Annotated in this window: 12 protein-coding genes; 6 read left to right on the top strand and 6 right to left on the bottom strand. The window is 49.5% G+C overall.

The annotated features are described in order from the left end of the window. Positions 1-324 precede the first annotated feature (324 nt). From H6G13_RS00060 to H6G13_RS00045, 4 genes are all read left to right on the top strand, one after another. Positions 325-1,257, top strand: a complete 933-nt coding sequence (locus H6G13_RS00060) for a cupin domain-containing protein (protein ID WP_190480884.1) — start codon at positions 325-327, stop codon at positions 1,255-1,257. A gap of 317 nt (positions 1,258-1,574) precedes the next feature. Beyond that, a complete protein-coding gene (locus tag H6G13_RS00055) occupies positions 1,575-1,817 on the top strand; it encodes a hypothetical protein (protein ID WP_206756497.1) in 243 nt (80 codons plus the stop codon). A 324-nt stretch (positions 1,818-2,141) separates the two neighbouring features. Further along, entirely contained in the window at positions 2,142-2,597 is a 456-nt protein-coding gene (locus H6G13_RS00050) for a MarR family transcriptional regulator (RefSeq protein WP_190480880.1), read from the top strand. A 5-nt stretch (positions 2,598-2,602) separates the two neighbouring features. After that, entirely contained in the window at positions 2,603-4,108 is a 1,506-nt protein-coding gene (locus H6G13_RS00045) for a sterol desaturase family protein (RefSeq protein WP_190480878.1), read from the top strand. 988 nt (positions 4,109-5,096) lie between these two features. Here the strand turns inward: H6G13_RS00045 and ugpC are convergent. The 4 genes from ugpC to H6G13_RS00025 are packed head-to-tail and all read right to left on the bottom strand — an operon-like array spanning position 5,097 to position 9,444. Continuing rightward, positions 5,097-6,200, bottom strand: coding sequence for a sn-glycerol-3-phosphate ABC transporter ATP-binding protein UgpC (gene ugpC / locus H6G13_RS00040; protein ID WP_190480872.1), 1,104 nt, complete (start codon positions 6,198-6,200; stop codon positions 5,097-5,099). 12 nt (positions 6,201-6,212) lie between these two features. Then, entirely contained in the window at positions 6,213-7,070 is an 858-nt protein-coding gene (locus H6G13_RS00035; protein WP_199305664.1) for a carbohydrate ABC transporter permease, read from the bottom strand. 38 nt (positions 7,071-7,108) lie between these two features. Then, positions 7,109-8,092, bottom strand: a complete 984-nt coding sequence (locus tag H6G13_RS00030) for a sugar ABC transporter permease (protein WP_190480867.1) — start codon at positions 8,090-8,092, stop codon at positions 7,109-7,111. Then, positions 8,092-9,444, bottom strand: a complete 1,353-nt coding sequence (locus H6G13_RS00025; protein WP_190480865.1) for an ABC transporter substrate-binding protein — start codon at positions 9,442-9,444, stop codon at positions 8,092-8,094. The genes H6G13_RS00030 and H6G13_RS00025 overlap by 1 nt, the downstream gene beginning before the upstream one ends. Before the next feature lie 243 nt (positions 9,445-9,687). Here H6G13_RS00025 and H6G13_RS00020 point away from each other — a divergent pair, with 243 nt between their 5' ends. Together H6G13_RS00020 and H6G13_RS00015 are read left to right on the top strand one after the other, a co-directional pair. Beyond that, complete coding sequence (locus tag H6G13_RS00020; RefSeq protein ID WP_190480862.1) at positions 9,688-10,476, top strand: class I SAM-dependent methyltransferase; 789 nt, start codon at positions 9,688-9,690, stop codon at positions 10,474-10,476. A 74-nt stretch (positions 10,477-10,550) separates the two neighbouring features. Then, on the top strand, positions 10,551-11,378 hold the full coding sequence (locus H6G13_RS00015; protein WP_190480860.1) for a dienelactone hydrolase family protein: 828 nt from the start codon (positions 10,551-10,553) through the stop codon (positions 11,376-11,378). A 100-nt stretch (positions 11,379-11,478) separates the two neighbouring features. Here the strand turns inward: H6G13_RS00015 and H6G13_RS00010 are convergent, their stop codons facing one another. Together H6G13_RS00010 and H6G13_RS00005 are read right to left on the bottom strand one after the other, a co-directional pair. Then, a complete protein-coding gene (locus tag H6G13_RS00010) occupies positions 11,479-12,621 on the bottom strand; it encodes a glycosyltransferase family 4 protein (protein ID WP_190480857.1) in 1,143 nt (380 codons plus the stop codon). A gap of 38 nt (positions 12,622-12,659) precedes the next feature. Continuing rightward, positions 12,660-13,571: a polysaccharide deacetylase family protein gene (locus H6G13_RS00005; protein WP_190480855.1), complete on the bottom strand. Its 912-nt coding sequence runs from the start codon at positions 13,569-13,571 to the stop codon at positions 12,660-12,662. Between the last annotated feature and the right edge of the window lie 519 nt (positions 13,572-14,090).

Here is a 14,090-nt window from a genome sequence, read left to right as displayed (position 1 = left end):
TGCTTTAGTCCTCATTAGTAGGCTAAATCTCACAAAGATTCATCTTGCAACGCTTTTCTTTAGAGGTTTAGCCAGATAATGTTCTTTGGAACCTTTGGAACACTTTTGAGTCAACTATACAGGAGTTTGCCAGGTTAACCCTTTTAAGCCAACCCTTTTTGAACCAGTTGCAAACTGGTCTGTTTTGCCTGCTTAAACCTTCTCTTTCTTGACTGAAGTGAGAATGTTGCCGCAGGTAGTTTCTCTTAGCAACGAATTCTGGGCTAGGGCTCTTATCTGGCAGTTTGGTTAGCCTTTCCTCAGGTACAAACGCATCTGCCTGCCATGCAAACTTTAGAGTATTTACTAGCTCCTTACTCTGTTGATCAGTTTCTCTCTCACTATTGGACCCAGCAGGGTTTTCATTGCAAAGGACAGCCGGATAAATTTCAGGCCCTCTTTTCGTGGAATGCGCTGAATTATCTGCTGAACTACCACCGGCTCTCGGAATCGGATGTGCGGTTTTCGCTCAATGGGGAGTCGCTGCCAGAAAGCTCTGACCCTCAGGTGTGGCAAACCTATCTCAATCAGGGAGCGACGCTGATTGTCAATGGAGTGCATCATCGAGTGCCCAGCATTTCTGGGCTGGTGGATGACCTGCGCCAAGAGTTGGGCTATCGCACCCATGCCAATCTCTACTGCTCACCGTCTCAGCAGCAGGGCCTGACCTGTCACTACGACACCCATGAGGTGTTTATTCTGCAGATTGACGGGGCCAAGGAGTGGTTTGTCTACCCGGAAACAATGCCCAGCCCGACTGAAGCCCTGCGGGCTTTGCCCCAAGAGCCGCCCCAGTCACCACCCTACCTGAAGTGCGTTCTCCAGCCTGGAGATGTGCTCTATATTCCCAGAGGCCACTGGCACTACGGCATTGCCTGCGATCGCCCCTCTCTCCACCTAACGGTGGGCGTGACTTGCCTTACGGGCTTGGACTGGCTGGACTGGCTGCAGCGGGACTTGCAGACTCAAACGGAGTGGCGGCGGAGTTTACCTGCGATCGCAAACAGCGACCCCAGCGCCCTCAAGGCACATCTGCTGACCCTAAAACAGCAGCTAATCGCTGCCCTAGAAAACCCCGAATGCTTGCAGCGCTACATTGACGATCTGATGGGGGGCGAGTCGTCTGATGCCTCGATTTCTCTGCCAACTCAGCTAGAAACTGAGGCTGAGCCAACTCAGTTTGCCCGCCTGTCTTTGCCCAGCCTAAAGATGAAATAGGGGCCTCCTTAGCCTTCACGCTGAGGCGGTAGAGAGGCTGGTCTCGGGTGCTGTGCCTGGGGTTGCGAATGGGAGGTGCTTCTTGACCTCCATGCTTGTGATTCCTAACCGGTTCTGATAATTTGAGAGGTGCAAGGCGATGAGCCTAGCGGGAGGAAAGAGGTCTAGCACACCCCAATCCCCCCTAACGTCCAACCTAAACGCAGTAGGCTGAAACGCTGGATCAATCATAAGATCACGGCGAACTCTTTAACCTACTTTGAGGCGTGGCTAGCGCTGCCGCCTTGCTTTCCTTTACCCAAAAAAGTAGGGCAAAAATGACAACATCTCTAAACCTGGACATTCTCCGGGCAATTCCGTCTGGCAATCAAGAGCAGCTAAAAGTCGTCTTGATGGGCGATCTTGATGCGGTGCTTAGAACACAGGATTTTTTAGCCGTGGTTAAGTTCGCAGAGAAAAAGTTCTGGAGCAATCCGCAGCCGATAGGCACTAGCAGCGAGTACATCAGCGTGCTCATCAGAAAGAGCGCGTCTAGACCCGCTGCGCAAGTTAGTGAATAGGGTGCTGTTGCCGCTTTAGCGCAACGCGCCGATCAGGCATAGATCTCGGTGCGTCATCGTCAAGCGTGGCGCACCAACAAGGACTTGCAGCATGTTGCCCCTCACCTGCCGCAGATGATCGGCTCCCGGCGATCGGTTTGCACGAGCATTGCTGCTTTATGGGTGCTGCCTTGTGCTGCTTTGTGGGTGCGATCGCAACAGACAAAAAGCGTGAGCGTATTCTGAACTAGCCCTAAACCATGACGATCTCGTGTCGGTTTCGTGTTTGAGGGCACAACTTGACTCTTTTTGCTAAATTAGTTTATAGTAAATTAAGATAGTAAAATGAACCTAGAGTCATTACCCATAGACGCGCCTAACCCAGAAGATTTTGCTGGGTTTCTGATCTGGCAGCTGTCAAACAAGTGGGAAAAATATGTCAACCAAAAACTCAAGGAATTTGACATCAATCAAGGTGAATGTTTTCATCTCATCTCGATCCTGCAGTTATCTAAAAAGCTGAGTGAAGTCACTCAGGTTGATATCGCCCATGCAACAGGAGGGTCAATCATGAACACCTCCAAGATATTAAAGAGCTTAGAGAAGAAGCAGTGGATAACCCGCCGGACTGCTTCCGATTCACGAGCCAAAAAAGTGACCGTCACCGAAGCAGGCATAGCAGTATCAATAGATGTGGCTAAAGTTTTGGGAACAGCAAACCAAGATTTTTACAGTACAAATCACACTCAAGAATTTATCGCCATACTTCAGAAGATTAATCAAATTCACAGTCACAGGTAACTCACATGGACCCACAGCAAATCTACCAATTTCTCGAAACTGTCATTCAGGGTTTTTTCCAGTCACTGGTATCTCAACTGTTTGTAATAACTATTGCTTACCTGGTGGTTTGGAGATTTTTTGCCTCCAGCTTCAAACGCTTTCGCATTCAATCAGTTAAACGGGCTGGCCCAACACAAATTCGAGAAGAAATTAAGAACAGTATTATCGTCATAGTTGGGGGTATAGTTACCACGCCTGTCGTTCTGATTTTGCAGCAGATGGGCTACACCAAAATCTATGTGGATATCAATCAATATGGTGTTGGGTACCTCATTCTTAACACGCTTATTCTGTGGCTTATCGGCGATGCTTGGTTTTATTTCGCCCATAGGCTGCTGCATCACTCAAAGGTCTATAGATATATCCATGCCGTTCACCACCAGAGCCTGGATACCACGCCCTATACCGCTCTTTCATTTCACTTTCTAGAACCCCTGATTCTCTCGGGGTGGATCTACATTGTCATCTTTATGTTCCCTGTCAGCGTTTTAGCAATTGGAATCAATCAGGTAGTAGGTCTTTTCAACAACATCAAATCCCATCTTGGATACGAATTCTATCCAAAGTTTTTCGATAGAACGCCTCTTAGATATTTAGTAAATAGTACCCATCATAACCAGCACCATACGCAATACAACGGTAACTATGGGTTGTCTCTCAGATTCTGGGATCTTGTTTTTGGAACCGAGTTTGATGATTATGACCGTCTTGTAAGCCAGGTAAAAGGTCGTAGGAGATCAGTGCAAATAGTTGATAATTCAACTTATAAAGCGCTTAAGATCTCCAAAATTGTACCTGAGACTTCCGAGGCAACTTCAATCTATTTCGAGCCCGAGGACAAAAACTTTTATAATTACTTGCCAGGACAACACATTAACCTTCGCATTAAGGTTAAAGGAAAAGTTTACCACCGCATCTTCTCCCTTAGCAGTTCTCCAGATGTCGATGATTTTCTAAGGATCACCGTAAAGAAACATGGTGTGGTAACTAACCACCTCGCGACTGCAGCAAAAATTGGTGATGAAATTCAAGCTCTGTATCCCTGGGGAAACTTTAATGTAAGGTTGAACCCCAATCAAGCCAGAAATTACCTAATGATTGCTGGAGGAAGCGGCATTACTCCTCTCTATTCGATGATTAAATCGATCCTTGCCAAAGAAAAGAATAGCAAAGTGACTTTACTTTATGCCAGTAAGAGAAAAGAAACTGTCATTTTTTCCAAGGAGATCGAAGAGCTTACAGGCAAATTTAGGAACTTTATAGCTCTAGACTTTATTAGTGACCAAAAACGCTTAAATGAAGATATTCTTGCTCAATACTTGCAAAATCACACAAGTCCAGAAATATATATCTGTGGTCCTTCCAAGCTCAAGACCTCGATAAAAGCCTATTTGAAAACCTTAGGGGTTAGTAAAAAGCAGATACATGAGGAAGACTTTGCTGATGGTTATGTGAGCTTTCTTAAGTGATTTTTCCGGGTAATTCTATTTGTTTTTACCTAGTGGTAGAGCATAGCTAGGTGTCAAGTGTAGCTCAGCTCAATCAGGACGAAAACAACTGCGCTCTATAACTATTGGTTCACGGGAAGGCGTGCGAGGTGCATTAACCACCTGCATCTACTCAAGTATGCCAAGCAAATGCAGCAAAGGGAGCAAGCTATTTACTATCCCAGCGTCGGGCGTTGTGCTCACGCTGGAGCAAGGAGAAGTGCTTAGCTACCTTTAGTAGTTCGAATATGGTGTGATAGATGGTAGGCTGCTAGCTTTACATCTTCTGGGCTAAGACAGACTGGCTCATGCCGTAAAAAAACAGGTAGTGCTTTTGGATTTAGCACCCAAACCTTAGAACTACTTGCAGCACTCTTATACAAACGCGTAGAGGCGCAGCTTAGCTGCGCCTCCAGGGTAAGTAGGACAAGTTATGTTTCACTTTGAGGATTGGGCACTCAATCGATTTCCTTAGAAACTTCCTCACGAAATACGAGGATAAGTAGGGATAGCTAAGCTGGCTACAGAAGCGATGATTAAATTGCCAGTTACAGAGCCCTCAACTTTTAGTTTAGGAAGCCTAGATTTCGGACTGAATGCAATAGGTGAAACAAGACAGATCGAACTTGAAGCAATTGAAATCGAACAGAAATTTACCTCTTATAGGGTTTACACTCAGGTTTGCACTTGACTGTTCTTTCTGTCAAAAGAAGCTTGGTTTGCTTCATGTAATTACTATAGACGCTTTCGAGAGAAGAGCTAGCCCTGATTAACAAAGTTTACTTTTGGGGAGTAATCACTTTAGGGGAAGTTTCTACGCTTTCAAGATCATGGAGAAATATTTCAGAAGACTTAAGTGTGTAACGGCTTATTGAAACGCGTCAAGACAGAGAAACCGGGGTTCTTTAACAATGCCCTGAAACATCCAGTACTGCCAAAGAACCCCGGTTTATAGCTCCAAGCTAGCTACTTACAGCGCATATTCGGTTTCTCGATCAAACAGGTGGAAGCGATTGCGGTCAAACAGTACCTCGACCACCTCTCCAGGCGTGTATTGGGAACGCGGGTCGATTCTAGCTACAAACTCCTGGTCATCCGGCAAAGTCAGGTAGACGATGAGCTCATGGCCCATTTTCTCGATCATGACGACCTTAGCCTTGACCGGTAGAGGATTGATGCCGGGCGGGGCGTATTGAGGGCTGTAGATATTTTCGGGGCGGATCCCGAAGATGATAGGCTTGCCTTTAGAAGGCATGTAGCGCGACACCTGATTCTCGTGAACCGGCATTTTCAGCGCATCGGTGACAACAGAAAGGCTGTCTCCGTGGGGCTGCAGCGTGGCCTGGAAGAAGTTCATTGCAGGGCTGCCCATAAACCCAGCAACAAAGAGATTTACTGGATTGTTATAGAGGTTTTCGGGGGTGTCTACCTGCTGCAAAACCCCTTTGTTCATGACAGCAATGCGGTTGCCCATAGTCATAGCCTCGACCTGGTCGTGGGTGACATAGACAAAGGTGGTGCCCAGCTTTTGGTGCAGGCGGCTGAGTTCGGAGCGGGCCTGCACTCGCAGCTTGGCATCGAGGTTAGACAGCGGCTCATCCATCAAAAACACAGCCGGGTCGCGAACGATGGTGCGGCCGAGCGCTACCCGCTGCCGCTGACCGCCGGAGAGCTGCTTGGGCTTGCGATCGAGCAGTTCCTCAATGCCGAGCTGCTTGGCCGCCGACAGTACTCGCTCCTGGATTTCAGTCTTGGGCATGCCCTGGAGATCGAGGCTAAAGGCCATGTTTTCAAAGATCGACATGTGAGGATAGAGGGCGTAGGACTGAAACACCATGGCAATGTCTCGCTCTCTGGGCGATAGGTCATTTACCCGTCTGCCGTCGATCAGTAGGTTCCCTCTAGAAATCGACTCTAGCCCTGCTAGCATCCGCAGGGTGGTGCTTTTGCCGCAGCCAGAGGGGCCAACCAGCACGAGAAACTCGTCTTCACCGATCGCCAGGTTGAGGTCTTTGACTGCTGTGTACCCGTTTTCGTACTGCTTTGTGACCTGCTCAAACACTACATTTGCCATTGGTTCTCACCCCTATCCCTTAACTGATCCGGCTAACAATCCGCGCACAAAGTATCGCTGCAAAGCAAAGAACACCAGCAGCGGCACAAACATCGATACAAACGCTCCTGCCGTCAGCAGGTGCCAATCTTGACCCCGATCGCCTACCAGGTTGCGCAGTACCAGGGTGACGGGGGCCACGTTCTGATTGCCGCCCAGGTACACTAGGGCCACTAGCAGGTCATTCCAAACCCAGAGAAACTGGAAGACGGCGAAAGATGCGATCGCAGGCACCGACAGCGGCAGCACCACCCGCGTAAAGATCTTCAGATGCGACGCGCCATCTACCGCTGCCGCCTCAATCAAGTCTGCCGGCAGGGAACCAATGTAGTTGCGAATTAGGTAGATCCCGAGAGGCAGACCATAGGCAGCGTGGGCCAGCCACACCCCTAAAAACGTGCCCGCTAGACCTAATAGGTTGTAGGTGCGCAGCACCGGAATCAGCGTCATTTGCAGGGGCACTACCAGCAGCGCCACCATCGACACAAACAAGAGCTGCCGTCCGGGAAACTGCATCCAGGCTAAGGCATAGGCAGCCAGAGTAGCGATGAAGAGGGGAATGATCGTCGCTGGGATAGAAATCACCAGGCTATTGAGAAACGCCTGCCCCATGCCCTGACTGGTGAGCACATCGACATAGTTGCCCAGGTGAAACTGAGCAAAGTTAAGCGGCTCTTGAAACACCGTCCACCAGCCGGTCTGGGTCAGAGCTTCGCGGTAGCGAAAGGAGCTGATCAGCAGCCCGGCTGTAGGAATCGTCCAAAGGACGGCGATGCCGATCACGGCAATGTGAACCGGAGCAGAGGAAAGCGCCTTCTCCAGCCGATCCATAAATTTGCTGGAGCCGCGTCGTCTTCTGGGCAGTGTCGTCATCGGGTGGCCTCCTGCTGGCGGAATCGTTTGATATTGGTGAGCATCACCGGAACCACCGCTAGCAGCAGAATGACGGCAATGGCGCTGCCCCGACCAAAGTGGCGGAAGTTAAACATTTCGCGAATCATGCGGCTGGCGATTACGTCAGTGTCGAGCAGGCCGCCCGTCATCACAAACACAATGTCAAACACCTTCAGCACTGCCACGATGATGGTGGTTGCGACTACCACAATGGTGGAGCTGATCATGGGCACGGTGATGCGGCGGAAGATTTGCAGTTCATTCGCGCCATCAATGCGGGCCGCTTCAATCACATCTTTGGGAATGCCCTTGACCGCCGCCGACAGCAGCACCATGGCAAACCCAGTCTGCAGCCAGATCATGATGGTGATCAGGGCCAAGTTGTTGACGGTTCTATTGACCAGCCAGCCCACGGGTTCAAAGCCGAGGGAGACTACGATGGCATTAAGCAGGCCAATTTGAGCCACATCTGGCGGGTTGTAGGCATAGATAAAGCGCCAGATGACGCTAGCGCCCACAAAGGAAATTGCCATAGGCAAAAAGATCAGCGCCTTAGCCAGAGGTTCGTATTTGACCCGATCTACCAGCACCGCAATGATCAGGCCCAGACCCACGCTGATGCCCGTCACCAGCACCAGCCAAAGAATGTTGTTGCGAAAGGCAATCAGCATGCCCCGGTCGGTGAAGGCAAAGATGTAGTTGGCTAGCCCGACAAAGTTTCGCGATCGCGCATCAAAAAAGCTCAGGTAAAAGGTGCGCAGACTGGGCACGACCAGATAAATAAACAGCAGCAACACCGCTGGGGCCAGGTAAACCAGCGGCAACAGGCGCGGCCTAACGTTTCTGGGCAGCCGATCGACTAGCCAGTTCGCTACAAAGAAGAGAACCACAATGCCGCCTGAGCCTAGGACGACGGCTGCGATCGCACTTAAAACTCTCAATAAATTTTCAGTCGTCATTAGTAAACCCCCTCCTCCGGATCAGGCCAACTGCCCTGAATTCTGGACAAAACCCGGTTGAGATCGCTTCCAGCGATGTAGTCCACAGCCCCACTCCAGAAGGTGCCAGTTCCTACCGTCGAGGGCATCAGGTCTGAGGCATCGAACCGCAGCACATCTGCGTTGACTAAGATCTCTGCCTGCCGCTGTGTCAGCTCATCGGGGTAAGCCTCTGGGGGAACCTGCCGATGGGGCGATAGGAACCCTCCTAGAGAGGCCCAAATTTCGTGAGGGGTTGGGGTCAGCAAGTACTCAATCAAAGCCTGCGCTTCAGGCGTTGCATTAAAGACGCCAAACAGGTCACCCCCGACCAAAATCGGCGTACCGAACTGAGGCTCAATCGGCGGCAGTGGGAAAATGTCGACCTGTTCATCCACATCCACCCCGTCTGGAATGAAGGCGCTGATAAAATTGCCCTGGCGGTGCAGGAAGCAGCGGGGCGGCTCTGTAAACAGCCCCTGAATAGCGTCACCAAACGGGGTGCTGAGGGCACCCACCCCACCTCCGGGCACATACTCGGGGTTGCGGGCAATTTCGCCAAAGATGGTAAATGCCCTCTCTACAGGCGGCGAGTCGAAGGGCAGTTCGTTCGTGACCCACTGGTCATAGACCTCTGGCCCAGCGGTGCGCAGCATGATGTCTTCTACCCAGTCGGTGCCAACCCAACCCGTAGCATCACCAGCGGCAACGCCCAGGCACCAGGGAGTACCGCCATCAGCGACGATGCGATCGCTCAGCGCTATCATCTCGTCCCAGGTGGTGGGCACCGTGTAGCCCTGCTCGGCAAACTGTTGGGGGTTGTACCAAACCAGGCTCTTGACAGCAGCCCGCAGCCAGACTCCATACAGTTCATCATCAAAGGTGGCTAGCGCTAGCCAATCTTCTGGAAAGGCTTGTGTCAGTTGCTCCTGCTCGATGAAATCATCAATGGGCACCATCTGACCATTGGCAATGAACTCTGTCATCAAGCCCGGCTGAGGAAACAGGGCAACATCAGGGGCATTTCCCGAGTCAACCCGAATCGGCAGCAGGGTTGTAAAGGCATCGGTGCCCTCATAAATTATCCGAATGCCTGTCTGCTCTTCGAAGGGAGCTAGGGCAGCCCGCAAGTCGTCTAGCTGCCCCCCAGTGACCGCACCTAGAACGGTGACCGTCCGGGTGTCGTTATTCTCACCACCGTCAGTTGCCTCGGGGCTCCTGCCGCAGGCAGTGACTAAAGCAAGGCCGAGTCCGCACAGGAAGAGCGGCGCAAACCGCCGCTGGAGCGGAACGCTTTCGTTGTTTTTTAAGTTATCTTTCGAAAATTGTGGCATTTTTATCCGAAAAGCTGCCGCTATCGGCATTAAGCTCTCTCACAAATGGCCTTATTCTTGACGATAGGCAGGTGTGCTTTGTGAAGAACTCCCTCTAAAGGTATAGGGCAATTATTCTTAACGCTTTGAAATAGCTAAGTTCTGTTGCCTGGGCTCGGCTGCCTGACTAGGGTTTTAAGCTTTACAGCGAGGGGGGGCGCAGCGATGGGTTAGGCTGATGCTGCAACGGTTCTATCCTCAAATATGGCAATTTCCTTTGATCGGGCAGCCGACTTTTACGATCAGACTCGGGCCCTGCCGCCGGAGGTGGCTGATCAAGTAACCGAGTGCATTCTGAGGCTCAGTCGAGCCACGCCCGAGACCACCTTTTTTGAACCTGGTATCGGGACGGGCCGAATCGCTTTGCCCCTAGTTGAGCGGGGCTATGCCTACACTGGAGTCGATATTTCTGAGCAGATGATGGATAAGCTGCGGCAGAAGCTGGTAGGCAAACCCCATCAGCTCACCCTGATTAACGCCGATATCACGACGCTGCCCCTTGAGTCGGGGGTGTTTGATGTTGCGATCGCAGCCCATATTCTGCATCTTGTTGCCGACTGGCGCAGTGCCCTGGCAGAAATCCAGCGGGTGCTTAAGCCACAGGGTGTGCTGATCTACTTTCACCATCCCGGCAGCGGGGCCACCCGCAACGACCCCATTGACCAGCAGTGGCGAACTATTCTTGAGCGCTATAGCTATCAGGCTGATTTTGTGGGGGCCGTTACTGAGGATGTGCTGGGCTATTTTCAGGCACAGAATTTAGCGATAGAGACTGTCTCGGTAGCCGAACTGCCCCGCATTCGGACGGCAGCAGAGGCTTTGCAGACGTATTGCGATCGCATCTACAGCAACCTATGGCAAATTCCAGAGCCAATCTTCACCCCGGCCATCGAAGACCTCAAAACCTGGGTGCAGCAGACCTACCCGGATCTAAATGAACGGTTTGAGTCTTCCTATGAAGTCACGGTCACGGCAGCCTCTAGAGCTAGGTAGTCTGTGTACCCTGAACAGTGCTGAAAATTCGCTAACCTGGTTCTGTCTAGTCTGATGGGTAGGCGTGCGATCGCATGGAAGACTTTTTAACCTTCGACTTTGCCAGCGAGAGCTTTTTGCCTCGGCGAGTCTACCGCAAGGGCAGCGGGCCTGCCGTAGTCATTCTGCATGAGCTGCCCGGCATGATTCCCGAATGTGTAGATCTGGCGCGACGAATTGCAGATGCCGGGTTCACAGTCTATCTACCGCTGCTGTTTGGTGAACCCAATCGGCCCTTCTCCGGGCTGAAGATGGCGGGCAACATGGTTGAACTCTGTATCAGCCAGGAGTTTTATTGCTTTGCCCGATACCAGTCCAGCCCCATTACCGACTGGCTGCGAGCATTATGCCGCAAGGCCCATGTTGACTGCGGCGGACGGGGGGTGGGGGTAATCGGCATGTGTCTGACCGGTGGCTTTGTGCTGTCGCTGATGGCCGACTCAACGGTGATTGCCCCAGTGGCCAGTCAGCCTTCGCTACCCTTTGGCCTAACCGCTGACGCAAAAGCTGCTCTGGGCGTGTATCCCGACGAGCTAGAAGGGGCCAAGGCCAGGGCTGCCCAGGGTATACCGCTGCTGGCCCTGCGCTATTCGGAAGACGCCCTCTGTCCACCCGAAAAGTTTGCTGCCCTACGTCAGGCCTTTGGCGATACGCCCGAAGTGGTGGAAGACAGCCCCGAACTCTGCTGGCGACGCGGCAAAAGCCTGGAAACCCTGGAAATCAACTCCAGCCCCGGCAACCCCTTTGAAATTCCAGCTAACTCCCACGCAGTTTTGACTCTGGGCTACCAAGAAGCAGGCCACCCAGCCTACCGAGTATTTCAGCGGGTGGTTGCTTTTCTTAAGGAGCAGCATTTTCAGTAGCGCTAGCTGTAGGACATTGCTTGAGGCCAATGCCTCTAGGAACAAATCATTGTAAATACTCTAAAAGTCAGACCAATAAACAAGAAGTCTGACTACTTCACTAGTTATGGCAAAACTTAAGCCATTCTGCATCCACAATTGATCGGAAAGATTCCTGGAAAAAATTTGGCGCAAAACGAAGAGCATTTTGCCGGCAAGTTTCAGGACTTATGAGATCGCGTGATTGCTCAAACTGCTCTATTGCCTGAATAAGAGACGGTATATTCTGCTTAGGGAAGAAAACCCCTGTTGGATGCTCTTGATCGAGTCCCTGAATAATCTCTGTCGCTCCCCCTCGTCCATAGGCAATAACAGGTGTTCCACAAGCCTGGGCTTCCGCCATAATAATTCCAAAGTCTTCTGGAGCAGCAAATATAAACGCTCTTGCTTGTTGCATATAGGACTTTAACGTGTCAGTTTCCTGATAGCCTACAAGCTCTACATTAGATGTCGCCTTAGCCTGAATCCTTTTAAACTCAGGACCATCTCCAATGACAATTAGTTTTTGGTTTGGTAGCTCAGCAAAAGCTTCCACAATTAGGTCAATCTTTTTGAAGGGATTCATGAAAGAAGCTGTTAAGTAAAAATCTTGCTTGGAATTACTTAAGCTAAATCTTTCAACGTCAACAGGGGGATAAATTATTGTTGATTCGCACCCATAGGTCTTTTTAATTCGACGAGCAATAAACCGAGAGTTGGCAATAATTAAATCAATGCCATTTGCGGTTCGACTATCCCAAAGGCGCAGATAATGAAATAGTGTCCGGGCTAGCAAGCTTTTGATGCCACGTTGATAACCGAAAACGTTTAGATAGTAGTTCTGCAAATCCCAAGCAAATCGAACTGGTGAATGAATATAGCTAATATGCAGCTGATGTGGGTGAGTAATTACACCCTTAGCAACAGCATGGCTACTCGAAATTACAATGTCATAGTCTGAAAGGTCAAATTGTTCAATTGCTAGCGGCATCAACGGCAGATAGTACCAATAATAGCGCTTAGATAGGGGCAGACTTTGTATGAATGAGGAGGTAACAGAAGCATTTCCCAAAAACTTTCTCTGGTTCTCGGGCAAGAAATCGACAATGGAATAAACATGTGCTTGAGGAAAACATAAGAGGATCTGCTCTAATACTTTCTCAGCACCACCAGAAATAACTAGCCAATCGTGAACAACAGCAATTCTAAGGTTGGCAATATTCATTATTTGAAGCTTCCTTCATTCCTAAACAAGATGCTTTCTCAGGAGATCGACTGCTTATCTTCAAAAGGTGTTTCTAGAGAAAAGGTCTCGCTAAACCTAATGTTTTTTGTAACGTTTTCAAGAGAATCAAATTTAAATGATGCTAGCAATTCTTCGAACTTCTTTGAGAAGCCATTCAGTCCAACATAGTATTTGAAGTATCTAGTCGGCGAGAGTTTCATCCTCGGCTGATATAAATCAAAATCACGAGGATGCACATATACTGTAAGAGTTGAGCCTCTTCCTTCTGCCAACTTAAACATTTTTTTTACTACAGGAGTTGGCAATAAACGAAGATATCCGCCTCCTGAAAATGGAATTTGCTTCTTGAGAATAGACAAAGATACAATGGGAACTTCTATCAGCCTCTTTCCGCTGGGTAAAACAATCTCGAAAGGGCTATCTCGGTCTAATGAAATTCCTCCATGAGCATGAGAGCCCATAAACAGAGAAGAATCGATTTTAATGCCTTGCGAAGCCAAGATTTCAAATGCCCATAAGTGAGCGTTAGTAATAGAGAAGCCTGGAGCACGATAAGCCAAAACATCTTTATTGGCTGCTTGAGAAATTGCAGTTAGTGACATATCAAGGTCTTTAGCAAATTCATCTGGCTTCATGTGGGAAACCATGACATGTGTATATCCATGTGAGCCAAGTTGATGTCCTCGCTCACAAATTTGTTGAATAACAGTAGGGTGTTGCTTCGCAACCCAACCCAATACAAAAAAAGTGGCGTGCACCCCATATCTATCGAGAATATTTAAAACATGCTCTGTATTACGATTTACTCGACTATCTAGCTTGCTCCAGCAAGTGACAGGTTGAGTTTGTCCACATTCAAGAATATGAAACCACTCTTCAACATCAATTGATAGACCGTGACATCTAGGTTGCTGACTCTCGATAAACATTGTTTAACACTCCAGCTGAATTAACACTTTTGATGCTTCAAAAAATGCAGGTAGTGGTATCGAGATAATCTGTGACAAAGCTTTCTAGCAGCAGGACGTAAGTTATCTCAAGTTGGACTGCGACTCAATTCAGCCTGCTGTTACTCAGCAATGTTACAGCAACCTTTTTGTTTCTTGCTGGGCCTGCTTGACTTTCATTTGGCATTGTTTAGAGGTCAGCATAACCACCTTTAAAGACTGTGCTTGGGCTTTTCAAACTTATTGCCCGCTTCTTTCAAATCCTGATAGCCTCATGGATGTGCTGCAGGCTGTGCCAGCTTATTACCTGCGTGGCAAGACGCGAGCAGAGCATCCACTGTAGGATGTGCACAGCAATCAGTGCCCTCAAGAACGCAAGTTCTGAATCATCCCTCTTTAATCACTTCAGGGGAAGTAAAGTGAAGGAAGAAGAACTGTAGTAGGGGTAGGAACAATGGTTGTCCCTCGCCTTGCCCGTCAGACCGTTGGTTTTGTAGATGA

It is taken from the genome of Pseudanabaena sp. FACHB-2040, assembly GCF_014696715.1.
In the GTDB taxonomy this organism is placed as follows: Bacteria; Cyanobacteriota; Cyanobacteriia; order Phormidesmidales; family Phormidesmidaceae; genus JACVSF01.
The sequence above is the reverse complement of the archived record's forward strand: the minus strand, read 5'-3'. Positions and strand labels throughout refer to the sequence as shown.

Coding starts and splice junctions, on each gene's coding strand:
- H6G13_RS00035 (WP_199305664.1), bottom strand. CDS start 7,070: ATGGATCGGCTGGAGAAGGCGCTTTCCTCTGCTCCGGTTCACATTGCC.
- H6G13_RS00010 (WP_190480857.1), bottom strand. CDS start 12,621: ATGAATATTGCCAACCTTAGAATTGCTGTTGTTCACGATTGGCTAGTT.
- H6G13_RS00025 (WP_190480865.1), bottom strand. CDS start 9,444: ATGCCACAATTTTCGAAAGATAACTTAAAAAACAACGAAAGCGTTCCG.
- H6G13_RS00005 (WP_190480855.1), bottom strand. CDS start 13,571: ATGTTTATCGAGAGTCAGCAACCTAGATGTCACGGTCTATCAATTGAT.
- H6G13_RS00015 (WP_190480860.1), top strand. CDS start 10,551: ATGGAAGACTTTTTAACCTTCGACTTTGCCAGCGAGAGCTTTTTGCCT.
- ugpC (WP_190480872.1), bottom strand. CDS start 6,200: ATGGCAAATGTAGTGTTTGAGCAGGTCACAAAGCAGTACGAAAACGGG.
- H6G13_RS00030 (WP_190480867.1), bottom strand. CDS start 8,092: ATGACGACTGAAAATTTATTGAGAGTTTTAAGTGCGATCGCAGCCGTC.
- H6G13_RS00060 (WP_190480884.1), top strand. CDS start 325: ATGCAAACTTTAGAGTATTTACTAGCTCCTTACTCTGTTGATCAGTTT.
- H6G13_RS00045 (WP_190480878.1), top strand. CDS start 2,603: ATGGACCCACAGCAAATCTACCAATTTCTCGAAACTGTCATTCAGGGT.
- H6G13_RS00020 (WP_190480862.1), top strand. CDS start 9,688: ATGGCAATTTCCTTTGATCGGGCAGCCGACTTTTACGATCAGACTCGG.
- H6G13_RS00055 (WP_206756497.1), top strand. CDS start 1,575: ATGACAACATCTCTAAACCTGGACATTCTCCGGGCAATTCCGTCTGGC.
- H6G13_RS00050 (WP_190480880.1), top strand. CDS start 2,142: ATGAACCTAGAGTCATTACCCATAGACGCGCCTAACCCAGAAGATTTT.